Origin of the sequence: Corallococcus praedator (assembly GCF_003612125.1) — a bacterium.
GTDB lineage: Bacteria > Myxococcota > Myxococcia > Myxococcales > Myxococcaceae > Corallococcus > Corallococcus praedator.
Genome location: NZ_RAWI01000031.1, coordinates 1 through 23,202, shown reverse-complemented (window position 1 = coordinate 23,202; position 23,202 = coordinate 1). Strand labels below are relative to the sequence as shown.

The 23,202-nt window shown below is 64.9% G+C and carries 17 protein-coding genes and 1 pseudogene; 5 read left to right on the top strand and 13 right to left on the bottom strand.

The window, feature by feature from the left end:
• Positions 1–20 precede the first annotated feature (20 nt).
• On the top strand, positions 21–2,642 hold the full coding sequence (locus D7Y13_RS06530) for a DEAD/DEAH box helicase (RefSeq protein WP_158620356.1): 2,622 nt from the start codon (positions 21–23) through the stop codon (positions 2,640–2,642).
• A gap of 42 nt (positions 2,643–2,684) precedes the next feature.
• Here D7Y13_RS06530 and D7Y13_RS47790 read toward each other — a convergent pair whose 3' ends face one another.
• Positions 2,685–3,002: a CHAT domain-containing protein gene (locus tag D7Y13_RS47790; protein ID WP_244222326.1), complete on the bottom strand. Its 318-nt coding sequence runs from the start codon at positions 3,000–3,002 to the stop codon at positions 2,685–2,687.
• Between the two features lie 477 nt (positions 3,003–3,479).
• On the opposite strand from D7Y13_RS47790, the gene D7Y13_RS06520 reads away from it, so the two are divergent.
• Together D7Y13_RS06520 and D7Y13_RS06515 are read left to right on the top strand one after the other, a co-directional pair.
• On the top strand, positions 3,480–4,427 hold the full coding sequence (locus tag D7Y13_RS06520) for a HamA C-terminal domain-containing protein (RefSeq protein ID WP_120583473.1): 948 nt from the start codon (positions 3,480–3,482) through the stop codon (positions 4,425–4,427).
• A gap of 33 nt (positions 4,428–4,460) precedes the next feature.
• A complete protein-coding gene (locus D7Y13_RS06515) occupies positions 4,461–7,082 on the top strand; it encodes a DEAD/DEAH box helicase (RefSeq protein ID WP_158620356.1) in 2,622 nt (873 codons plus the stop codon).
• A 42-nt stretch (positions 7,083–7,124) separates the two neighbouring features.
• On the opposite strand, the gene D7Y13_RS06510 is transcribed toward D7Y13_RS06515, so the two are convergent.
• From D7Y13_RS06510 to D7Y13_RS06485, 6 genes are all read right to left on the bottom strand, one after another.
• The gene (locus D7Y13_RS06510) at positions 7,125–9,968 is read right to left on the bottom strand and encodes a CHAT domain-containing protein (RefSeq protein WP_120583472.1); all 2,844 of its coding nucleotides are present in this window, start codon (positions 9,966–9,968) and stop codon (positions 7,125–7,127) included.
• Positions 9,969–9,993: 25 nt separating this feature from the next.
• Entirely contained in the window at positions 9,994–10,500 is a 507-nt protein-coding gene (locus tag D7Y13_RS06505) for a hypothetical protein (protein ID WP_233595515.1), read from the bottom strand.
• 54 nt (positions 10,501–10,554) lie between these two features.
• Entirely contained in the window at positions 10,555–11,262 is a 708-nt protein-coding gene (locus D7Y13_RS06500; RefSeq protein ID WP_120583471.1) for a hypothetical protein, read from the bottom strand.
• On the bottom strand, positions 11,259–11,804 hold the full coding sequence (locus tag D7Y13_RS06495) for an RNA polymerase sigma factor (RefSeq protein WP_233595514.1): 546 nt from the start codon (positions 11,802–11,804) through the stop codon (positions 11,259–11,261). The genes D7Y13_RS06500 and D7Y13_RS06495 overlap by 4 nt, the downstream gene beginning before the upstream one ends.
• A gap of 114 nt (positions 11,805–11,918) precedes the next feature.
• Entirely contained in the window at positions 11,919–13,826 is a 1,908-nt protein-coding gene (locus D7Y13_RS06490) for a M23 family metallopeptidase (protein ID WP_120583470.1), read from the bottom strand.
• Positions 13,827–13,922: 96 nt separating this feature from the next.
• Entirely contained in the window at positions 13,923–14,681 is a 759-nt protein-coding gene (locus tag D7Y13_RS06485) for an SDR family oxidoreductase (RefSeq protein WP_120535572.1), read from the bottom strand.
• 104 nt (positions 14,682–14,785) lie between these two features.
• Here D7Y13_RS06485 and D7Y13_RS06480 point away from each other — a divergent pair, with 104 nt between their 5' ends.
• Positions 14,786–15,700 (top strand): LysR family transcriptional regulator, encoded by a 915-nt coding sequence (locus D7Y13_RS06480; RefSeq protein ID WP_120583469.1) that lies wholly within the window; start codon positions 14,786–14,788, stop codon positions 15,698–15,700.
• Between the two features lie 22 nt (positions 15,701–15,722).
• Here D7Y13_RS06480 and D7Y13_RS06475 read toward each other — a convergent pair whose 3' ends face one another.
• The 6 genes from D7Y13_RS06475 to D7Y13_RS06455 form a co-directional block, all read right to left on the bottom strand.
• Positions 15,723–16,295: a glutathione S-transferase family protein gene (locus D7Y13_RS06475; protein ID WP_120535574.1), complete on the bottom strand. Its 573-nt coding sequence runs from the start codon at positions 16,293–16,295 to the stop codon at positions 15,723–15,725.
• Positions 16,296–16,382: 87 nt separating this feature from the next.
• Positions 16,383–17,867 (bottom strand): serine hydrolase, encoded by a 1,485-nt coding sequence (locus D7Y13_RS06470; protein ID WP_120583468.1) that lies wholly within the window; start codon positions 17,865–17,867, stop codon positions 16,383–16,385.
• 78 nt (positions 17,868–17,945) lie between these two features.
• Positions 17,946–19,169, bottom strand: a complete 1,224-nt coding sequence (locus D7Y13_RS47785) for an HAD-IC family P-type ATPase (RefSeq protein ID WP_233595513.1) — start codon at positions 19,167–19,169, stop codon at positions 17,946–17,948.
• 25 nt (positions 19,170–19,194) lie between these two features.
• The gene (locus tag D7Y13_RS47780) at positions 19,195–20,550 is read right to left on the bottom strand and encodes a cation-translocating P-type ATPase (RefSeq protein WP_233595512.1); all 1,356 of its coding nucleotides are present in this window, start codon (positions 20,548–20,550) and stop codon (positions 19,195–19,197) included.
• A 131-nt stretch (positions 20,551–20,681) separates the two neighbouring features.
• On the bottom strand, positions 20,682–21,179 hold the full coding sequence (locus D7Y13_RS06460; protein WP_120583467.1) for a hypothetical protein: 498 nt from the start codon (positions 21,177–21,179) through the stop codon (positions 20,682–20,684).
• Between the two features lie 10 nt (positions 21,180–21,189).
• Complete coding sequence (locus D7Y13_RS06455) at positions 21,190–22,113, bottom strand: DUF2381 family protein (protein ID WP_120583466.1); 924 nt, start codon at positions 22,111–22,113, stop codon at positions 21,190–21,192.
• Between the two features lie 215 nt (positions 22,114–22,328).
• On the opposite strand from D7Y13_RS06455, the pseudogene D7Y13_RS06450 reads away from it, so the two are divergent.
• A pseudogene (locus D7Y13_RS06450) lies at positions 22,329–23,202 on the top strand (hypothetical protein); the annotation flags it as partial.

Here is a 23,202-nt window from a genome sequence, read left to right as displayed (position 1 = left end):
GCAACCAAAGGCCTCGCTCATTGAACCCCGAAGACACTGCTCGATATCTCAGTCTTTTAGACCAACTTCGGAGGCGAGAAGTATACGCGAGACTTCCTGCCCCTCTCTCATCAGCAGATGCGGCATTAACCTCGTCAGAGCGGCGCTTCGTCATACTCATCTCATCTCGCCTTGCACTTGGCGTAGACTTTGAGGACGCATCGGAACGTGAACGATTCCGCCGATATGCGTACGAGGCAGTAACAAAGATCGTCACTGACAACGGAGGCATCGGAGAACAACTCGCAGCCGACGTTGTTCTAGCACGGCTTGGCCACTTCCCCGCCAGACCCCTGCTTCAAGAGGTCCACGGGAGAGTCTCAGGGGAAAGAACTTTCTCCACCTTAACCATCGAGACACTTGTCCGCGAGCAAGAGAACACCGTAGCACCAATTGCCATATCAATCGGCAATGAGGTCACCGAAGTTCTCACCGATTTTCAACACCGCCTGTTCGAGGCGCTCGGCAGCCGGCGCCCAGTAAGCGTTTCCGCTCCTACGTCCGCAGGCAAATCATTCGTCTTATCGCTAGACATTATTCGAGAGTTCGCAACTCGACTAACTACCGGGCACCCAACCTCTATTGTCTATCTAGTCCCAACACGCGCCCTGATTCGACAAGTTCAGGCAGACTTAATTTCACAACTTCGTCGATACAACCTCGACAGTGTCGAGGTCACATCTGCTCCGCTGCCAGTGGACTCGAGTCAGCTCCTCAAAGGAATAGTTTACGTATTGACCCAGGAGCGGTTGATGAGCTTGCTCAACCCAGCCGAACCGGAACCTCGGCCGCGTATTGACGTGCTCTACGTTGACGAGGCACAGGAACTAGAGGACGACGACAGAGGCATGCTACTGCACACAGCAGTGTCGCGCGTCCGGGAGGTATTTCCTCGAGCACTCATTCACTTTGCAAGCCCTCTAGCGGAGAACCCAGGTTTTTTGCTGAGCGAATTCTCATTGGAGCGCGACGGCGAGTTTTTCACAACCGAAGAGTCCCCTGTCTCCCAAACGCTCATCATTCTATCCGAGATTGAACGAATGCCGCAGCAAGTTGGCGTTCGCGTCCTCGGAACACGTGGATTGCTCAATGTTAGCTCAACCACAATCAACAGACGGTTTCGCGGGGTGCGAAACAAAATAGCAGCGGCAGCCCTTACATTTACGGGAGCAGCAGAGACCAGCATCATCTACGCAAACGACGCACACTCAGCAGAAGAGGTCGCCAAAGCAATTGCCGCAGGCCTACCCGAAATTGAGCCTGTCGAAGAGGAGCTTCAAGAACTCATAGACTTCATGCAAAATCATATTCACCGCAGCTACGCACTGATTGAGGTTTTGCGACGAGGGGTCGCCTACCACTATGGCGCGATGCCCCATGTTGTACGAGCGCGCATCGAAGACCTCGTCAGAACAGGAAAGATTCGATTCGTATGTTGCACAAGCACCTTGCTGCAAGGGGTCAACCTTCCAGCCAAGAACCTATTTGTCCAGCAGCCAATGCGCGGGCGCAAAAAACCCATGTCGTCTGGGGATTTCTGGAACCTAGCCGGCAGAGCTGGCCGGCTACGCTACACATTTACGGGCAACGTTTGGTGCCTCGAAAATGAGCAATGGGCAGAAGAGGCAATAAGCGCATCCCGCCTACGCAAAATTCGCTCATCCTTTCGAGAAACACTAACCATCGATGCCAAGTTCCAGAAAATCCTGGACGCAATCAATGACCCCTCACTCCCTTCGGAACACGAGGCAACAAAGCTAGGGGAACAAGCCTTCTCAAAGGTAGTTTCAGAATACTCACTCACAGGCATTTCACTTGCTGACTCCCAGTTCTCCTCGGAAGGCACGCGCAAGCGCCTTCTAGAGCTAGACGTGCGTTGTCGCGACGTAGTCAAAGAAGTAGTTGAAAAGGTAGGCGTGCCTTCAGATCTTCTCAGAAGAAGCGGCACGGTATCGCCTTGGAAGATACGTGATCTATGGCAACTCTTCACCGATGTCGAAGACATCCAGTCGATGTTTCCGCCCGATCCGCGCGCAGTACAAGCCGCCCGAAAAATCCAGGCCCTATTCAAAAGACTTGATGATGTGTTTTTTCGCACCGAGAACGAGAGCTACAAATATTTCGGGGCACTCGCATGTCGCTGGTGTCTGGGGGACTCTCTTCGCGAGCTGATTTCCAATCGAATCACGTATTATAGCATTCCGGATACTCAAACGAACACAGCCATCCGTGACCTGCTGGAGGCCCTCGAACGCGACCTTCACTACAAATACGTGAAGTACTTGCGGGTTTACAACGAAACTCTAGCCGCATTCCTTCAAGCATCAGGGAAAGGAGACCTCGTGGCCTCACTAGTCCCGCTACACTTTTATATTGAATTCGGAGCAAGCGACAAGACTACGCTATCCTTAATTGCGGCAGGATTGTCAAGAATGACCGCGCTTCTGTTAATGAGCGCCACTCGTTGGCCGCGGGCGCTGGATCGAGATGATCTAATGCAGAAAATTCAAGAACTAGACTTAGCTACCCTGCAACTACCTGAACTTTGTCGTCAGGAAATACGCTCTCTTTTTAAGTCGACCTCTCGTGTGCATGCACGATAGTCACAACAATTCAGATCCTCCCACTCTGCTTGTTGGCAACTTCTATCTATTGCTAGCGTTCCTCTTCCAATGCCAGTAGGCAGTCCCAAGAAGGGCGCAGATTAGAGCAGGAAGAAACCACGTCCATCCCAGAGCCGCCGCATTTGACACATCCTGCGCCTGGGAAGGCACGGGGACCAGCGCCGCGTCCCCCATCACCCCGAGCCCCGCCCAGGCCGCGGCGGGCTGACCGTCCTCCCAGGCGTCGCGCTGGGCGGAGCGCAGGGCCTGTGACACGCCCTGCCCCATGGCCAGATGTCTGTAATAGCGCTCCAGGAGCCACGCGGCCTCGGCGTCACGCAGGGGCCACAGGCTGGCCACCACGGCGCGCGCACCGGCTTCGAAGAAGGCCCGCGCCAGGGGGCATGAGCCGGGGCTACGAGCACCTGGACATCTTCTACACGAGCGGCGTGAACAACGAAATGCGGTTCCCTGTGTACATCAACGGATGGGGGGGGAGCGCCTTTACGCGGTCCCGCGAGTCCCCTCATCGATAGGTACTGGTCCGTCACCAATAGTAACCGCCGGCGGATAGCACGAGGAATCGCATTGATGACCTTGTATTCAACACTTGACCCTACTGACCTCCGTGCCCTCTTCAGAACAACCGACCGCCAAGTCATCAACGAACTTGTGCTCCCTCTCGCATGCAGTCCAGGTGCAGAGAAGCTCTCGTCGTGGCGCGACATCGCGAGATTGAGCGACACTCCACCACCGTCCCTCATCTTGGGCTTGCTCTACGGGGCGGCACGCCCATGGAGATAGTAAGCGGGCGATGCCGGTGTAGGATGGCAGCTCATGGACGCCCAGGATCCTCCGCTTATCCTACCCGGCCTCAAGAACTTACTGTCGGCCTCGGCCAAACAGTGCCGAGCGTGCATTCGTCAAGTCGAGTTCTCAGCCGAAATTCAAGGGGTCGAAGCAACCCTCCATGCGCACTACATCGACTTCGATGGAGACGGTGAGCCCAAGATTCGTGTGCTGGCCTCGGTGTTGATGCGCCATATCGTCAAATACGCACTTTCATCCCGAGTCAGACACCAACTCAAATCCATTTCATCAGACCCTGACGACCTGTCAGCACTGGAATGGCGCGAAGCACGGCGTTTATTCACGCAGAAAAAGACAGCGGGAGACCCAGGCGAGCTTTTGCTCTACCTACTGCTCGAAAGCCTTTTCGAGGCTCCTCAACTTGTCTGCAAGATGGAACTCAAGACAAATGAAAACGACGAAGTCAAGGGGTGCGATGGAATCCATGCCAGGTGGGACAATACCTCCGACTGCTTGGTCGTCTATCTAGGGGAATCAAAGCTCCACGGAGAAATCGCTGGAGGACTGAGCAGCGCATTTACAAGCATTAAAGACTTCCACGACGAGAATCGTAGAAAAAACGAACTCATGCTCGTCACATCTCACTTCAAGCACATCAACGAGAGATTTCGCGAAGAAATCAGCAAATTCATTGACGACGCAGATCCCGCCAACCGACGATGTCGGATAGTCCATGCCTGTCTTATTGGTTGGGACTGGGGCAAATATCGAGAGATGTCTACAGACCGCCGAGCTTTCGCCAAGAACTTTGAGTCGCTCTACAAGCAATACCTCCCAAACATCGCACAGATGATCAAAAACAGATTTTCAAAATTCGAATACGCCCACCTAAATTTTGAATTTCTACTTCTGCCATTCCAAAGCGTTCAGGAATTTCGTGATTATTTCCACAAGGAACTCAGAGGCGAAAGCTAACCTCAGATCACGCGCAACCAAAGGCCTCGCTCATTGAACCCCGAAGACACTGCTCGATATCTCAGTCTTTTAGACCAACTTCGGAGGCGAGAAGTATACGCGAGACTTCCTGCCCCTCTCTCATCAGCAGATGCGGCATTAACCTCGTCAGAGCGGCGCTTCGTCATACTCATCTCATCTCGCCTTGCACTTGGCGTAGACTTTGAGGACGCATCGGAACGTGAACGATTCCGCCGATATGCGTACGAGGCAGTAACAAAGATCGTCACTGACAACGGAGGCATCGGAGAACAACTCGCAGCCGACGTTGTTCTAGCACGGCTTGGCCACTTCCCCGCCAGACCCCTGCTTCAAGAGGTCCACGGGAGAGTCTCAGGGGAAAGAACTTTCTCCACCTTAACCATCGAGACACTTGTCCGCGAGCAAGAGAACACCGTAGCACCAATTGCCATATCAATCGGCAATGAGGTCACCGAAGTTCTCACCGATTTTCAACACCGCCTGTTCGAGGCGCTCGGCAGCCGGCGCCCAGTAAGCGTTTCCGCTCCTACGTCCGCAGGCAAATCATTCGTCTTATCGCTAGACATTATTCGAGAGTTCGCAACTCGACTAACTACCGGGCACCCAACCTCTATTGTCTATCTAGTCCCAACACGCGCCCTGATTCGACAAGTTCAGGCAGACTTAATTTCACAACTTCGTCGATACAACCTCGACAGTGTCGAGGTCACATCTGCTCCGCTGCCAGTGGACTCGAGTCAGCTCCTCAAAGGAATAGTTTACGTATTGACCCAGGAGCGGTTGATGAGCTTGCTCAACCCAGCCGAACCGGAACCTCGGCCGCGTATTGACGTGCTCTACGTTGACGAGGCACAGGAACTAGAGGACGACGACAGAGGCATGCTACTGCACACAGCAGTGTCGCGCGTCCGGGAGGTATTTCCTCGAGCACTCATTCACTTTGCAAGCCCTCTAGCGGAGAACCCAGGTTTTTTGCTGAGCGAATTCTCATTGGAGCGCGACGGCGAGTTTTTCACAACCGAAGAGTCCCCTGTCTCCCAAACGCTCATCATTCTATCCGAGATTGAACGAATGCCGCAGCAAGTTGGCGTTCGCGTCCTCGGAACACGTGGATTGCTCAATGTTAGCTCAACCACAATCAACAGACGGTTTCGCGGGGTGCGAAACAAAATAGCAGCGGCAGCCCTTACATTTACGGGAGCAGCAGAGACCAGCATCATCTACGCAAACGACGCACACTCAGCAGAAGAGGTCGCCAAAGCAATTGCCGCAGGCCTACCCGAAATTGAGCCTGTCGAAGAGGAGCTTCAAGAACTCATAGACTTCATGCAAAATCATATTCACCGCAGCTACGCACTGATTGAGGTTTTGCGACGAGGGGTCGCCTACCACTATGGCGCGATGCCCCATGTTGTACGAGCGCGCATCGAAGACCTCGTCAGAACAGGAAAGATTCGATTCGTATGTTGCACAAGCACCTTGCTGCAAGGGGTCAACCTTCCAGCCAAGAACCTATTTGTCCAGCAGCCAATGCGCGGGCGCAAAAAACCCATGTCGTCTGGGGATTTCTGGAACCTAGCCGGCAGAGCTGGCCGGCTACGCTACACATTTACGGGCAACGTTTGGTGCCTCGAAAATGAGCAATGGGCAGAAGAGGCAATAAGCGCATCCCGCCTACGCAAAATTCGCTCATCCTTTCGAGAAACACTAACCATCGATGCCAAGTTCCAGAAAATCCTGGACGCAATCAATGACCCCTCACTCCCTTCGGAACACGAGGCAACAAAGCTAGGGGAACAAGCCTTCTCAAAGGTAGTTTCAGAATACTCACTCACAGGCATTTCACTTGCTGACTCCCAGTTCTCCTCGGAAGGCACGCGCAAGCGCCTTCTAGAGCTAGACGTGCGTTGTCGCGACGTAGTCAAAGAAGTAGTTGAAAAGGTAGGCGTGCCTTCAGATCTTCTCAGAAGAAGCGGCACGGTATCGCCTTGGAAGATACGTGATCTATGGCAACTCTTCACCGATGTCGAAGACATCCAGTCGATGTTTCCGCCCGATCCGCGCGCAGTACAAGCCGCCCGAAAAATCCAGGCCCTATTCAAAAGACTTGATGATGTGTTTTTTCGCACCGAGAACGAGAGCTACAAATATTTCGGGGCACTCGCATGTCGCTGGTGTCTGGGGGACTCTCTTCGCGAGCTGATTTCCAATCGAATCACGTATTATAGCATTCCGGATACTCAAACGAACACAGCCATCCGTGACCTGCTGGAGGCCCTCGAACGCGACCTTCACTACAAATACGTGAAGTACTTGCGGGTTTACAACGAAACTCTAGCCGCATTCCTTCAAGCATCAGGGAAAGGAGACCTCGTGGCCTCACTAGTCCCGCTACACTTTTATATTGAATTCGGAGCAAGCGACAAGACTACGCTATCCTTAATTGCGGCAGGATTGTCAAGAATGACCGCGCTTCTGTTAATGAGCGCCACTCGTTGGCCGCGGGCGCTGGATCGAGATGATCTAATGCAGAAAATTCAAGAACTAGACTTAGCTACCCTGCAACTACCTGAACTTTGTCGTCAGGAAATACGCTCTCTTTTTAAGTCGACCTCTCGTGTGCATGCACGATAGTCACAACAATTCAGATCCTCCCACTCTGCTTGTTGGCAACTTCTATCTATTGCTAGCGTTCCTCTTCCAATGCCAGTAGGCAGTCCCAAGAAGGGCGCAGATTAGAGCAGGAAGAAACCACGTCCATCCCAGAGCCGCCGCATTTGACACATCCTGCGCCTGGGAAGGCACGGGGACCAGCGCCGCGTCCCCCATCACCCCGAGTCCGGCCCAGGCCGCGGCGGGCTGACCGTCCTCCCAGGCGTCGCGCTGGGCGGAGCGCAGGGCCTGTGACACGCCCTGCCCCATGGCCAGATGTCTGTAATAGCGCTCCAGGAGCCACGCGGCCTCGGCGTCACGCAGGGGCCACAGGCTGGCCACCACGGCGCGCGCACCGGCTTCGAAGAAGGCCCGCGCCAGGCTCAGCACCCCTTCCCCCGCGAGCTGCGCGCCGGACGCGCCCTGGCAACTGGAGAGCACCACCAGCGCGTCCCCCAGGCCCAGCTCCGTGATCTCCCGGGGCTGGAGCAGACCGTCCTCCTGCTCCGCGCCCGGGGCCAGCACCAGCGCGGAGCGCTCCGGGGCCTCGACGTCGACGACGGCGTGCGCGGCGACGTGGAGGATGCGCACGTCGTCCAACCGGGACGCCTTCAGGGCCTGCTCGGAGGCGGCGGCCCCCACCAGCAGCCGGGGCTTCACGGCGGTGTCCTCCAGGGACGCCTCCACGGTGTGCCCTTCGCGCCTCGCTTCGGGGAGCGCTCCCAGGTTCGCGGTCTCCCCGAACACGCCGCCCCGCGCGGAGGCCACCACCGTCGGGGCCGCGGCCCGGTCCGGATCCGCCAGGACCAGGGCCTCGCCTCCCGGGGGGCGCACGGCCCGCTCCCGCCAGTGGTGCAGCAGGCTCGCGGAGGGCACCAACGCCAGCTCGTACCGGGAGATCAACGGCGGTCCGTCCGCGCGCTCCCGCAACGCCGCGAAGGCCAGGTCGTGCAGCGGCCCGTCCGGCACCAACAACAGACGCGACACGCTCGAAGGAAGCTCCCGCAGCGCGGGGGCAAGCAACTGCGCATACAGCGCGGCGGCGGCCCCGGCCTCCGAACCGTCGCGCCGCTCGATGAGGCCCGACAGGAGCGCCACCGCGGGACGCAGCCGGGCCCGTTCGGGAAGGCGGTGCGCGCGCGTGCCCTCGCGGGTCACCGCCAGCACCCACGCACCACCCGCTGGCGCGCCCTGGAAGTCCTGGTCCGCGCCCACGAGGAAGACGAGCAGTGCCTCGTCGGTCCCCAGGCGCTGCTCGGTCTGGGTCAGCGACGCGAACCGGACCTCGGCGTGACGGGGTGCGGGCCGCAGCTCGTGCTCCCGTCGCTCCAGCTCCTGGAGTTCTGCCAGCAGTCGCGTGCGCTCGGACTCGGACAGGTCCTTTTCGAGCAGCCGGCGCTGGGTGGTGGACAGGCCGCGCAGCGCGTGGGCCCGCGCCTCCCGACGCTCGGGCGTGTCCTCTCCGGCGGAGAGGGCCCGGGAAGCCGCCAGCGCCTCGAACAACGTCCGGGCGCGCAGCCGCTCACTCACCGCGAAGGCGCGCTCCATCGCTTCGCGGGACGGCAGCGCGGAGGTCTCACCGGCCTCCAGCGTGCGGCCCGCGAGCCGGTGATAGTCATGGGCCCAACTGGAGAACAGCTCCGCCTGGCTGGAGGCGTCCTTCTGCAACTGGCGCAGGACCTCCACCGCGTCCAGCGCGCGCTCCGCCTGTCGCAGCGCCTCCGGCAGGGGCCGCGTGCGGAAGGCCACCATCGAGCGCGCCCGCCACGCGGAGGCGAGGTAGCGCGGATTGTCATGCTCGGCGGCGAGGGCCAGGGCTTCGTCCGCGTCGCGCTCGGCGGCGGCGGCATCCACGCCCGCGAGCCGTTCCGCGCGCGTCCACAGACAGGCGATGCGCCGCTCGGGCAGCCCCGCCTCGCGGGCCAGGTCCAGACAGCGCGTCAGGTGTCCATCCGCCTCGCGCTGCTCCTCCGGGCCGTCGCCCAGCAGCTCCGCCACGAGGCGCAGGGCCATCGCCTCGAAGGCCTTGCTGCCCGCGCGCTTCGCCGCCGCGAGCGCTTCGCGTGCGAGGCGCAGCAGCTCCGGCCGACCTCCCGGTTCGGGCTGCTCCTCATGGCGCTGGAACGCGAGGGTGGCGAAGGCGAGCCGCACCCGCGCCTCCGTGCCCAGGTCGTGGGTGCTGCGCGCGAGCTCCGCGAGCTTCCCATACGCATCCAGCGCCTCGTCGTAATGCCCCAGGTTCGCGCTCACGGTGGCCAGGCCGTTCAGCAACTGCTTCTTCATCCCGTCGCTGCCCCCGGAGAAGACGAGCACCTCCGCGCGCTTGAGGAGGCGATAGGCGCGGCCCAGGTCCTGGCCCAGGTCGGAGAGCTCGGACGCCTCCAGGATGAGCGCTCGCACCTGGAGCTGGGCATCCCCGGAGGCACGGGCCACTTCCCCCACCCGCAGGACCCAGACGTGCGCCTCCTCCGTCTGGCCCAGCAACCCCAGCACGTTGCGCAGGTTGATGCCGGCCATCACCTCCCCCTCCGCGTCCCCCAGCCGCCGGAACGCGAGGGCCGCGCGGCGGTAGGACGCTTCCGCCAGGCGCGGCTCGGAGAGCATCTCCACGTGTCCGAGCACCAGCGTGAGCCAGGGGCGATCCGGATGGCTCGCGATGAGGCCGCCCAGCCTGCGCCGGGCCTCGTCGCGACGGGCGGGGTCCTGGGCCTCGCGGAAGAAACACATCGCCGCGTCCGAACCCTCCGGATGGGCGGCGAAGCCCTCCTCGCACCGGGCGAGCGCGGAGGGCTCTGGAGGTCCGGCGACGGCCACGAGGCCGTGCAGGGTCAGCCCCACCGCGAGGAGGAGCAATCCCAGACGCGGCATGCGCTGTCGCCGGACCCCGGACACGTCAGTTCCCGTAGGCCACCGTGCACCGCAGGGGTTCCCCCGTGGTCGGATTGGGATACCCGCCCAGCGGATCACCGGTCCTGGGAATCTTGCAGAACAAGGGTCGATTTCCGGGAGGCGCCGGCGGGGTCCATCGCTCGAACACCAGACCGCCCAGGGCGAGCGGCTCGGTGTTCGACGGAAAGACGAGCTGGGCCCGAACGCCGGCGGCCGAGGGGGCCCGGGCCGACAGGCGCAGCGGGACACCCTCCGTCACCGGCCCCGTGACCTCCGCGAGCACGGCCCCACTGTCCGACAGGATGCGCAACGTCACCGTCAGCGTGCCGCCCCGGCTCACCCCCACGTCCAGCACGGAGGCCACCACCGTGTCGAGGGCCGCTCCCGTCACCGGCACCGTCGTCATCACCTTCGTGGTGGGCACGGCCTGCGCCATCGCCGTGAAACCCCAGACGAGCGCGGTGACCGCGAGCGCCCGCACCCATCCACCGCCAGCATTGCCTGCCATCATCACATCCCCCTCTGCATTGTCTTGGAATGGACCGCGCGCCGGCCTCGCGCGGACTTACTGCAACCGATTCACGAACGTGCTGCCACGCCGGACACCGCCATCCGGCAACCGCGCTTCCACCTGCCAGAGCACCCTCGCCCCCGAGGGCAGCTCCGTCAGCACCGAGGCGGGTACGGTGTACTCCCGCTGCTCCAGCCGCTCCACGCGGTGGAACACCTTCAGGTCCTCCGACGACACCTGCACGCTCCAGTGCGTCGCCTGGGGCACCCCGCTCCAACGCAACACGAAGCGGTCACGAGGCAGCGCGGTGGCCTCCGGCACCTCGGAGGTGATGGCCTCCGCCGCGCCCCCCCGGATCCGCTCCGGATCCGCCCCCTGCTGCTGCTGCCGCAACACCACGACCGCGCCCACCAGCACCACCCACATCGCCGCCATCGCGGCCCACACAGGACGGCCACTCCAGAAGCGCTTGCCCTGCGCCTTGCGGTCCGTCAGCGACAGCACCTTCGCCGGTGCTTCCGCCTCCGTGGCCGCCCGGGACATCTCCATCGCCAGCCGCCAGGCCTGGGCCCATGCGGGGTCCGCCGCGACGCGCTCGATGACCGCGCGACGCTCATCCGCCGGAAGCTCCTTCATCACGGCGCGCCAGACGAGGTCCGCGTCCACCGGTTCTCCTGACGCCGCGTCCTCGCGCAGCGCCGTGCGCAGCCGCTCCACCCCCGCGTCGTCGATGGAGTCATCCTCGGGGCGGCGTTCGCTCACGGCGTGATTCCCTTCGTGGAGAGACACGCGCGCAGGGCGCTGAGTCCGCGGTAGATGAGGTTTTCGGTGCGCTTGCTCTCCCAGCCCAGCAGCTCCGCTGCTTCCGGAATGGTGTGCCCCTGCAGGTGCAGCGTCACGGCGAGGCGGCGGTCCTGCACCAGCCCCTGGAGGCAGTCGCGCACGGCCCGGGCAATCTGCGCGGCACCGGCGGAACGCTCCGGGTCCCCCGGCGCCACGGGCTGCACGGGCGACTGCTCCACTTCCTCCAGCGCCACCTCCTTGCGTGCGTTCACCCGGCGCAGCTCATCGATGAGCGCCGTGTACGCCACCCGGTACAGGTACGCGGACGAGAGGTCCGCGTGTCCCGGGTCCCGCTTGCGCAGCTCCACCACCCGCATCATCGCCACCTGCACCAGGTCGTCCCGCCGGTCCGCGAGGGACGGAGGGCAGACGCGGGCGAGGGCCTTCTCCAGGTCGCGCCGCAGCGTTTCGAGCCCGGCGTCCGGCGAGGCCCCCGCGGAGTGGCCGTGTCGCAGCTCCAAGATGCATCCCCTCCGGGAAAGGGTGCCGATGGTCGTTGAAAGCCTCATCGGCGGCAAGGCGGAGTCGGGCAAACCGGGCAAATCCCCGAGTCGGTGCTCGGAGACGAACACCCGCTACGGAAGGTTCGCGTCCCAGGCGATCAACCGCACATCGCCGCCCGTCGTGAGGCGCACGGCGGTGATGACGAAGCGGCCACCCACATAGGTGGACGTGAGCGCCGTCCCGTCCAGGATGTCGCCCGCGATTTCCTGCCCGGTGCGGTGCACCTGGCTGTTCGCGTCCACGTCCCAGGTGAACACGCGCAGGTTGCCGCCCGAGTCGCGCACCGACGTCACCAGGTGCTGGCCCACCACCCGCGCGGCCTGCACGTCCAGGACACCGCTGGCGTCCTCGTCGTCACGGCGCACGAGCTGTCCGGCCGTGGTGAGGTCGAAGGAGATGTTGCGCAGCACGCCCGTGGGCAGCCGGGCGCTGACCACCACCAGGTCCCGCACGTTGGTGAAGGAGAGGCTGCTGATGGCCACGTCCGCCACGTCGCCCCCCAGGTAGGTGCCGCGCTTGGAGACGAGGCCCGTGGAGCCGATCTCCCAGGCCGTGACGCTCAGCTTGCCGGCCGGGGTGCGCACCGCGGTGACGACGCCCTTGAAGCTGCTGCCCGTGTCCCCCGCGACGCGGCCATTGGCGACGGCCGCGAGCGAGACGTGGGTGGCATCCTCACCGAAGCCGTTGCCCCGGCGGGTGATGGTGTCCAGGCTGGAGGAGGTCTCCCAGGTGCTGACCTTCAAGCGGCCCGCCGCGTCGCGGACGGCGCTCACCACGCCCAGGCTCCCGCCCGGCATGGACGCGAGCGCCATCTGGCTGGAGATGGCATCCCCGCCCGCCTCCGCCTGCCGGGTGAAGCTGCCGCCGAGTGACACGCGCCACGCGGTGAGCTTCAGCTTGCCGTCACCATCCCGCGCGGCCGTCACCACGTCGCGGCCCAGGCCGGGGTTCGCGATGGAGACGTAGGTGGAGGCGTCGGTGGTGGTGGTGCCGTGGAGCTTCGTGAAGGTGCCGTCCCCCGCGAGCCGCCAGGAGCCCAGCGCGAGCCGCCCGGAGACGTCGCGCGTGGCGGTCACCACCGTGTCGCCCGAGGACGTCATCGCCACCTCCATCGCCGCATCCCCGGTGATGGAGCCCCGGCGCAGCAGCGGATCCGGGTGGATGGCGGAGGGGAACTGGTTCAGCGCTTCAGCGCGCAGCGGAACGAAGTCGAGCGAGGAGTCGTACGCCACCGACCCGTTCTTCTGCCACGCCTGGGAGAAAGGCAGCGGCAGGGATTCCCCCATCGTCGTCTCGCTGAGCATGGGCTTCAGGTGCACGTGCAGGTGCGGACCCGACGAAGCGCCGGAGCTGCCCACGCGGCCGATGAACTGCCCGCGCTTCACGAAGGCCCGCTGCGCGGTGGGGACCATCACCTCGCGGGGAAGGTCGCCCACGCGGTCCTCCGCGTCCGCCACGTAGGTGTCATTGAAGGGGCACAGCGCCTCCGGGATGCTGCCCGGCTGCATGTGCGCGTAGAGGATGATCTTCCCGTCGTTCGTGCGGATGTTCAGGTGGTTGCCCGAGCGCGGGATCCTGAGCGGATCCGAGGTGCGGCCCGGGTGGGGCACGTCGTCACCGCCGTGCACGGCGGGCTTGAGGCCCTCCGGGGCGTTGCGCCAGCAGGTCACCACCTCACCGTCCGCGATGGCGGAGACGGGCAGCCCGTAGATGACCCAGTCGGAGTTCTTGGGGTTCACGGCGTAGTCCGCGAAGGGAATCTTCACGCGGGTGAACCGGCTGGTGGTGTCATCGAAGCGCACGGCATTGAGGTCCCGGTTCTCCGTGCCGTCATGGTCGCTGGAGATCCACCAGTGGCTGCCCTCCGGGAGGTCCGCGCTGCTGCCGGGAAAGGCATAGGTCTGCGCGGAGGCACCGACGCTGACGGTGGCGACGGCCACGGCGGTGAGCCGGGCGGCGGAACGAAGGCGGGAGGGCATGGGTGCGGCTCCTGGGACGGGGGCGCTGGTTTCGCGCCTGCCCCCTCCCAACGAAATGGCCCCTTTTTTCTCCTCACTCCCTCCCGGAGAAAAGCCTCAGACCATGCCGCCGTTGGCGCGCAGCACCTGGCCGTTGATCCACCCGCCGTCAGGGCCGACGAGGAAGGCCACCGACGCGGCGATGTCCTCCGGGGTGCCCAGGCGCTCCAGCGGGTTCATCTTCGCCATGCGGTCCACGACGTCCCGCGACTTGCCGTCGAGGAACAGGTCGGTGGCGGTGGGGCCGGGGGCGACGGCGTTGACGGTGATGGAGCGGCCGCGCAGCTCCTTGGAGAGGATGGCCGTCATCGTCTCCACGGCGGCCTTGGTGGCGGCGTAGACGCCGTAGGTTTCCAGCTTCAGCCCCACGACGCTGGTGGAGAAGCTGACGATGCGGCCCCCGTCGCGCAGGCGGCGCGCGGCTTCGCGCAGGCCGTTGAAGGTGCCCTTCAAGTTGATGGCGATCTGCCGGTCGAACAGCGCGTCGTCGCTGTCCGCGAAGCGCTTGAGCATCATCACGCCCGCGTTGTTCACCAGCACGTCCACGCCGCCGAACACGGTCTCCGCCGAGTCGAACATCCGGGCGACGGCTGTCGGGTCGGACACATCCGCCTGGGCACTGAGGGCGCGGCCCCCGGCCGCCTCAATCTTGCGCACCAGCGCTTCGGCGGAGTCCTTGCTGCCCGCGTAGTTGACGATGACGTTGAAGCCGTCCCGGGCGAGCCGCTCCGCCACGGCGGCCCCGATGCCGCGCGAGGCGCCGGTCACGATGGCGGTCTTCTTGGTGCTCTGGGGGTTCTGGGTCTGGGCGGTCATGGTCTCTCTCCGGGGTCGCTGCTGCGTGGATGAGAGGAAGATGCGCCTTTCCCCCGTACGGATAATCAGGCACGGTTCGTCATCACTGTTCGACAGGGCGGACAATGGACCGGTTCGATGCACTGAGGGTCTTCACCCGCATCGTGGAGCGCAGGAGCTTCACGCAGGCGGCCCAGGACCTGGGGCTTCCCCGGTCGTCGGTGACGGACGCGGTGAAGCAGTTGGAGGAGCGGCTGGGCGTGCGCCTGCTCCAGCGCACGACGCGGCATGTGAGCCCCACGCTGGACGGCGAGGCGTACTACCAGCGCTGCGTGTCGCTGCTGGCGGACCTGGAGGAAGCGGACGCGGCGTTCGCGGGGGCGCAGCCGAAGGGGCTGTTGCGCGTGGACGTGCACGGGACGCTGGCGCGCAGGTTCGTGCTGCCCCGGCTGCCGGAGTTCCTGGAGCGCTACCCGGGCATCGAGCTGTACATGAGCGAGGGGGACCGGCTGGTGGATCTGGTCCGGGAGGGCATCGACTGCGTGCTGCGCGTGGGGGACCTCCACGACAGCGACATGGTGGCCCGGAGGGTCGCGATGCTGGAGGAGGTGACGTGCGCGTCACCGGCGTATCTGGCGCGGCATGGCGTGCCGGAGAGCCTTGAAGCGCTCCAGCAGGGACACCGGATGGTGGGGTTCCGTTCCTCCGCGACGGGGAGCCTGTTGCCGCTGGAGTTCACCGTGGGCGGTGAGGTGCGCCACGTGGTGCTTCCCGCCACGGTGTCGGTGAACGGTGCGGAGAGTCTGGTGGCCTCCGCGCGGCTGGGCTTCGGGCTGATGCAGGCCCCGCGCTACCACCTGGAGGAGGACTTCGCGAAAGGCACGCTGGTGCCGGTGCTGACCGCGCATCCGCCCACGCCGACGCCGGTGTCGCTGCTCTACCCGCGCAGCCGGCAGCTCTCGCCTCGCGTGCGCGTGTTCATCGACTGGCTGGCGCGCGGGTTCGCGGCACCGGCAGGGGACGACTCGGGGCGCGCTTGAGACAGGGCGCGCCCCGGAGGCTTCAGCGCAGCTTCATGCCCTTGGGACGGGCCAGGAGCCGGTCCACGTAGGCGTCAATCTTCGGACGGCCCGACGTGGAGCCGAACATGCGCTGCCAGATGAACATCGAGCCGATCATCACGTCGGCCGCGGTGAACCAGTCGCCGAACAGGTAGGGCCCGTCGCCCAGCTCGTTCTCGATGGCGTTCAGGGCCCCCTCGAAGTCCGTCCAGCCGCGCGAGGGCGCCGTCGGGGCCTTCATCAGGAAGTCGCCCATCGAGGGCTCCAACTGGGACGTCGAGTACACCATCAGGGACAGGTAGCGGCCGCGCTCCGGCGCATCCAGCTTCGGCGCGAGTTTCGCCTGGGGATACTTGTCGGCCAGGTACAGACAGATGGCCGCGCCCTCGAACACGCGGGTCGCTCCGTCCACCAACGCGGGCAGCTTGCCGGCCGGGTTGATCTTCAGGAACTCCGGCGCCTTGTGCTCGCCCTTCTCGAAGCTGATGGGGACGATCTCGTACTCGGCACCGCACTCATCGAGCATCCACTTGGCGATCACCGCGCGACTCTTCGGATTGAAATAGAGCTTCATCCAGGCACCTCCGGAAGGGACGAACGTCGGGCCTCCACCTAGCAGAACGTCGCGGGGAACGGGTCCATTCGTTCCCCGCACGGTCCTTCAGGGAACAGCCTTCGTCGCGGGCGCCGTCGCCGCGGGCCCCAGCGTCTTGAGTGCCTCCACCGCGCTCGGCATGTTCGGCTCCAGCTCCAGCGCCTTGCGGTAGTTCACCCGGGCCTGTTCCTTGTCGCCGTGGGCCAGGTACGCCTCCCCCAAGCTGTCGTAGAGGTTCCCGTTCTTCGGGAACATCTCCACGTTCAGCTTGAAGACTTCAATGGCGTCCGTGACCCGCCCCGCGCGGAGGAACTGGTAGCCCAGGTCGTTGAGCTGCTGCTCGGAGAAGTCATACGCGTCCGCCTTCTTCGCCTTCAGGTCGCGATACCGGGCGATGAGGTCCGCCACGGGCGCCTTGTCGAGCGTCTGGCTCAAGGTCTCCCGGATGCCGGGCCGGGGCGCCTTGGGCGTGATGCCATGGAGGACGCTGAACAACCCGTTCGCGAGCTCCTTGAGCCTGTCGCCGCGCGACGTGTTGTCCAGGAGGATGACGACCTCCCGGCTCGCGGGGATGCGGAAGATGCGGGTGCTGAACCCGTTGATGCCGCCGCTGTGCGTCACCGTGGCCAGCTCCGTCTTGTCGTCCTGCAGCTTCATCGGTTCAATGGTCCACCCGAAGCCGTACTTCTCCAGCCCGGGCGTGAACATCTTCTGCTTGAGCGCCGAGGGCAGCAGCGCGTCCGTGTAGAGCGCGCGGTCCCAGAGGTAGAGGTCCTCCACCGTGGAGTACAGCGAGCCGGCCGCGTACGGGATGGACATGTCCAGATAGGGGGCGTTGATGTAGCCCTCCGGCTCCAGTTCGTAGCCGCTCGCGCGCTTGGGGAGCACGGTGGCGTACACGTCGTAGCCGGAGCTCTTCATCCCCAGCTTGTCGAAGATGCGCTCCTGGACCGCCTGCGCGTACGTCTTGCCGGTGGCGCGCTCGATGATGGCGCCGAGCAGGAAGTAGCCGGAGTTGCTGTAGGCGAACTTGGAGCCGGGCTCGAACTGGAGGTCGCCGCTGGCGAACTCCTTCACGAAGTCCGCGACCTTGTAGGGATTGCGCGACACCTTCTCGAAGAAGCCAGGCGCGGACGTGTAGTTGGGAATGCCCGAGGTGTGGTTCAGCAGGTGCGTGAGGGTGACGCGCGAGCCCGTGTCCTTGCGATAGTCGGGCAGCAGCTTCACCAGCGGGTCTTCCAGTTGGAGCTTGCCCTCCGCGACGAGCTGCAGGACGACCATCGCGGTGAACTGCTTGGAGACGGAGGCCAGGCGGAACTTCGTGTCCGGCGTGTTCGGGGCCTGCCATTCGAAGTTGGCGAAGCCGTAGCCCTTCTTGAGGATGACGCCCTTCTCGTTGGCGACGAGCACGGCGCCGTTGAACTGGCGCAGCTGGTGGTACTGCGTGACCAGCCGGTCCAGCTCCTGCGCCTTCGGCGCCGCGCCCGCGACGGGCACGAACAGCAACAGGACGGCGAGGACGCTCAAGAGGCGCACGGGGTTCCAATTCATTCGGTCTCTCCGCTCATGAGCCTCCACACGCGCCAGGGGCCGAGCGATTGCATGGGCGGCGCGAAAAAGAACGCGGTGTCACGCGGTGCTGAAGCGGCGGAGGAACCAGCGGTTGAGCAGCGCCGCGCACAGCAGGTAGAGCACCACCAGCGCGGCGAGCGACAGCAGCACCCTCGGCGGGGGCGCCACGAAGCCGAAGAAGGCTCCCAGGGGTGTGAAGGGCAGCACGTTGGCCACCATCACCATGCTGAGCGATGACAGCAGCAGCCAGCGCGACGGAGGACTGCGCCCCGGCCCTCCCCGGGTCCGGATGATGAAGATGACCAGCACCTGCGTGGTCAGCGACTCCATGAACCAGCCCGTCTGGAAGAGCGTCGCGTCGGCGTGGAAGCCGCGCAGCAACACCGCGAAGGTGGCCGCGTCGAAGAGCGAGCTGAGCGAGCCGAACACCGCCATGTACAGGCGCACGACGCGCATGTCCCAGCGCGGGGGCTTCTCCAGTTGCTCCGCGTCCACCGTATCCAGGGGGATGGCCAGCTCCGACACGTCATACAGCAGGTTGTTGAGGAGGATCTGGATGGGGAGCATGGGCAGGAACGGCAGCACCAGCGACGCCACGGCCATGCTCAGCATGTTCCCGAAGTTGGAGCTGGTCCCCATGCGGATGTACTTCATGACGTTGCCGAAGGTGCGCCGCCCCTCCATGACGCCGTCGTGCAGGACGCCCAGCTCCTGTCGCAGGAGGATCAACGCCGCGGCCTCGCGCGCCACGTCCACCGCCCCCGCGACGGAGATGCCCACGTCCGCTTCGTGCAGCGACGGCGCGTCGTTGATGCCGTCTCCCAGGTAGCCCACCACGTGGCGCCGCTGCCGCAGCGCGCGCAGGATGCGGCCCTTCTGCGCGGGGGACACCCGGGCGAAGACCGTGGTGGATCCGGCTCGCGCGCGCAGGCCCGGGTCGTCCAGCAGCGCCACCTCCGCGCCGGTGAGCACGTCCTCGACCTCCAACCCCAGCTCGCGGCAGACATGCACCGCCACGCGCGCGTTGTCGCCCGTCACCACCTTGACCGCGATGCCCGCCTGGGCGAGCGCCGCCAGCGCCGGACGCGCGCTCTGCTTGGGCGGATCCAGGAAGGCGACGAAGCCCGCGAAGACGAGCCGCGCCTCGTCCTCCAGGGTCGCGGGTGCTCCCGGAGACAGCCCCTCGCGCCAGGCGACACCCAGCACCCGGAAGCCCTCCTCCCCCAGCGCATCCACCCGGGCCTGCAAGGCGTCTCGCGCGGCCGTGTCCAGGGCGCGCATGGTCCCGTCCGCGTCCTCCCGTGCTTCACAGGTCCTCCGGCGCGCCCTTCACCACCAGCACGCGGCGGCCGGCCTTCTCCAGCAGCACGGACACGCGGCGACGCTCGAAGTCGAAGGGCAGTTCGTCCTGTTTGCTCCAGCCCTGCGTGCACGGCAGGGGGCGCGCGAGGATGGCCGCGTCCATGGGGCTGCGCAGGCCGGTCGCGAAGTGGCTGTTGAGGAAGGCCCATTCCAGGACGCGCTCGCTCTGCTCACAGGAGGCGTCCTCGTGGCGCTCCATCCGGATGCTCGCCTCGGTGAGCGTCCCCGTCTTGTCCGTGCACAGCACGTCCATGCACCCCAGGTCGTGCACCGCGCTCAACCGCTTGACGATGACGCCCTGGCTCGCGAGCCGCAGGGCGCCTCGCGCGAGCGTCACCGACACGACCATGGGCAACAACTCCGGCGTCAGTCCCACCGCCAGCGCCACGGCGAAGAGGAAGGACTCCAGCAACGGTCGCTCCAGGGTCAGGTTCACCAGGAGCACGAACAGCACCATCAGCACCGTCAGCCGCATCAACATCCCGGAGAAGCGGCGCGTGTCCTTTTCAAACGCGGTGGAGGCGACGGGGGTGTCCAGGGCCCGGGTGATGCCGCCCACCTCCGTGTCGCCTCCGGTGGCGAAGACGAGCACCCGGGCGGTGCCTTCCAACACCGAGGTGCCGGAAAAGACGGCGTTGCCCACCTCCGCGAGCGGAGCGTCCGCCGGCACGTCCGCGGGGGCCTTCTCCACGGGATAGGGCTCGCCGGTGAGCAGCGATTCGTTGACGGACAGCTCCCGCGACGCCAGGAGGCGCGCATCCGCTGGCACCCGGCTGCCAGCCGCGAGCAGGACCACGTCTCCGGGGACAAGAGACACCGCGGGCAGTTCGCGCTCCTCACCGTCGCGCAGCACGCGAGCGCGCAGGGCCACCGCGCCGCGCAGGCGCTCCGCCGCGTTGCTGGCGCGGTGCTCCTGGACGAAGTCCAGCGCCACGCTGATCAACACGATGACCGCGATGATGGCGGAGCTGGTCAGGTCATGGACGACGGCCGACACGCCACAGGCCACCAGCAACACGAGCACCAGCGGGTTGCCCAGGCGCAGGAGGAGTTCCACCGGCAACGAGCGCCGGTGCCGGGCCTCCACCGTGTTGGGGCCTCCCGAGGCGAGTCGCGCCTCCGCCCTTGCCTGGGACAGTCCCTGGGGCGTCGTGTCCAGCCGGGCACACAGCGCCTCCAGGGGGCCGCTCCAGGCGGGCGGGCCCGGGCGCCTCGGGGCCGGTCCTCGCCGCTTGCGACCATGGCCTGGGGACCGCACCGCGGGCCTGGCAGCACGGCCGCTCGGGCGTTCGTCGGCCATACCCCAAGGGTGGACAGCGTTACCGGGGATGACCACCTGGCATGCCAGAGGGAGACGGAGCGCCTGTTGGCCTGGGCCTCAGGTCCTTGAGCGCGTGCGTCGCGTCTTCAGTCCCCGGCGGACGCCAGGACTCACCTGAACTCATTGACGATGTAGACACCTGCTCGCGGTGAAGCGAGGACCGCGGTTCCCGGCTTGGACTCTGGCAGCTTGCGCAACTGTCCGAACCCAAGCCGCGCCACGGCGCAGATGGGGATGATGTCTCCGCCCTTCATGGACTGGGCCGAGTAGTAGCGGATGACCGGTTGCGCTCCTCCGGTCCAGACGCGTCCGTAGAGCCGGGCCGGCGCATCCAGGGTCCCAATGTCCTCGTCCAACACGCTCTCGATGGGGCCGTCGTAGAGGGTGATGGTGTCCGCACGGCTCTGGTTCGCATCCAGCTGGACCCAGGCGGCCTCCCCCACGAAGAGCCGCAGATACTTCATGACCTCCTGCGACTTCTCCGGGCACTTCTCCGACAGGGGCGTGCCGTCGGCTCGAAGGCGAACTTCTCCAGGGACCGTGGCGCAGCCCAACGACAATCCCAGCAGGCCCATCCACCCCACGAACATGCATTTGCGGGAACTCATCCGGTCGCTCTTACTTTCCGATCAGGTGCGGATCCAGTTGAACCATGGCCTGCCGAAGCCCGTCCTGGCGATACAACTCCAGGAACAGGGAGGTCAGCGTGCCCTCGTCCAAGAATGCGCTCCCATCCGCGACCAGTGCCACCACGCCGGAAGTTCCTGGCGCGATTTCCGCCGCCGACAGCCGCAGGGCCACGGCTCGTTCCCTCGCATCCGAAACCCCCACCAGACGCACGGTCTTCACGCTCCATGGCTGGGTCGCATTGAGGTTCTTCACCTTGAAGACGACGGCAGCCTTCCCGTTGCCTCGAAAGACGGAGCCGTCCAATGCCGCGTCTTCATCCTTCCCAGAGAAGTGGTCCGCGAGCGTGAAGGGCGTCTGGGCCACGGAGCCCGAGGCCATCAGCGCCGCCAGCGCATGGTCCTCGGAGGTTTCCTCCTTGCGGAGCTTCTCCAACTCCGCGCGCAAGGCCCTGTTCTCCTGCGCCGAATCGCGGAGCGCCGCCACCGAGGCTTCGCAACTCTGGTGATCATCGAAGACGTCGAGTTGCTGGTCCGCGCCTCGCCCTTCCCCCTGTCCATGAGGACGAAGGAGGAAGGGAATTTCACGCCCGTCGGCCAGGGTCACCACCAGGGAGAACCCTTCGTCCGAGGCCAGATCCTGACGAGGTTCCAGGATGACCTTCCGCCCGACGATGCCCAGGGGCTCGAACCGGCCCTCCCCTCCCAGCAGGCGGGTCCGCTCCACGTCCACTGCCTGCGCGAAGCGAAGGACCGTCACCCTTTGCCCCTTCACGTACACACGTTGAGGCGCGGCGTCTGGCTGACTCGACAGGAACAGGCTCCGGACACCGGGCTGCTCACGCCCCTCCGCCAACGCGGAGCCCGCGAGCAGCGCGCCGAGCAACACCCACTTCGCAGGTAGGGACGTCTTCATAGGACCTGAAGCATAGCGTCCGCAGTGCGTCCGTCCAGGAGGGACGCACTGCGCCTCGCGTCCCTTCATCGGGGCCCGCGCTTACGGGAGCGCGGCTGTCCGCGAGAGGAGGCGGAGACTCTGCCCTTCAAGACCGTGGCATCGAAGCCGGGTCGAACGTCAGACGTGTGTCCTTTGCTTCCGGCATCGCTGGGCTTTCAGTCACAGGAGGCGGCATGCACGTGGCGCGGAAGTGGGCTCTCTGGCTGTGGCTGCTCCTGCCTGCCTCTGTCGGGGCGGAGACCCTCCCGGACGCATCGCCGTTGGAAGAGGAGCGCCCTCCTCGCCGGGAGTGGGCCTACCTGTTGCGACTGGAGGCCATGGCGCTGACGCTGCGTTCAAAGACGGGCGAGGACGAAGGCTTCATGCAGATGGAGCCCACGGTGGTGGTGGACGGAGGAGCGACGCTCGGACTCAATCTGGGGGCCCCGGTGCGATGGAGGCTGTGGAACGGGGACAAAGGCGCGGGCCTGCTCCGCAAGGAGGACTGGGACACCCTGTCCGACTGGGGGCAGTGGGTGCGCTTCCTCCGCCTGGGAAACGAGGCAACACCCGTGGCGCTGTGGGCAGGCGCGATGGACAGCTACAGCCTGCTGTCCGGGCACCTGGTGCGTCACTACTCCAACCGGGGCAACCCGGACCAACATCCCGCCGGAGGGGTGCTCACCGCCACCGCTGGGCCTTTCTACCTGGAGGGCTTCACCTCCGACGTCCTGGGACTCCGCCTCATGGGCGCGGAGGTCGCACTGGACTTGCAGCACCTCCTCTCTGGCCGGCCATCACGGCCTGGACGCTACGCGCTGGCATTGTCCGCGGTGCATGACGGACGGCGGACGGACGGTCCTTCGCGAACGGTGACGCTGGCGCACCTGGACGGCACGGCGGTGCTGGTTGCGCGACGGGACAAGGCGAGTGGCTTTGAAGCGCAGATATTCGCCGGCTGGGGAGGACGTCCCGGTGAGGGTGGCGCATGGGGCGTGGTGGCGGGCGCGGGAGTCGACGCGGTGTCGCCAACGCTGGACCTGCGAGCACGGCTGGAAGTGCGCCGCC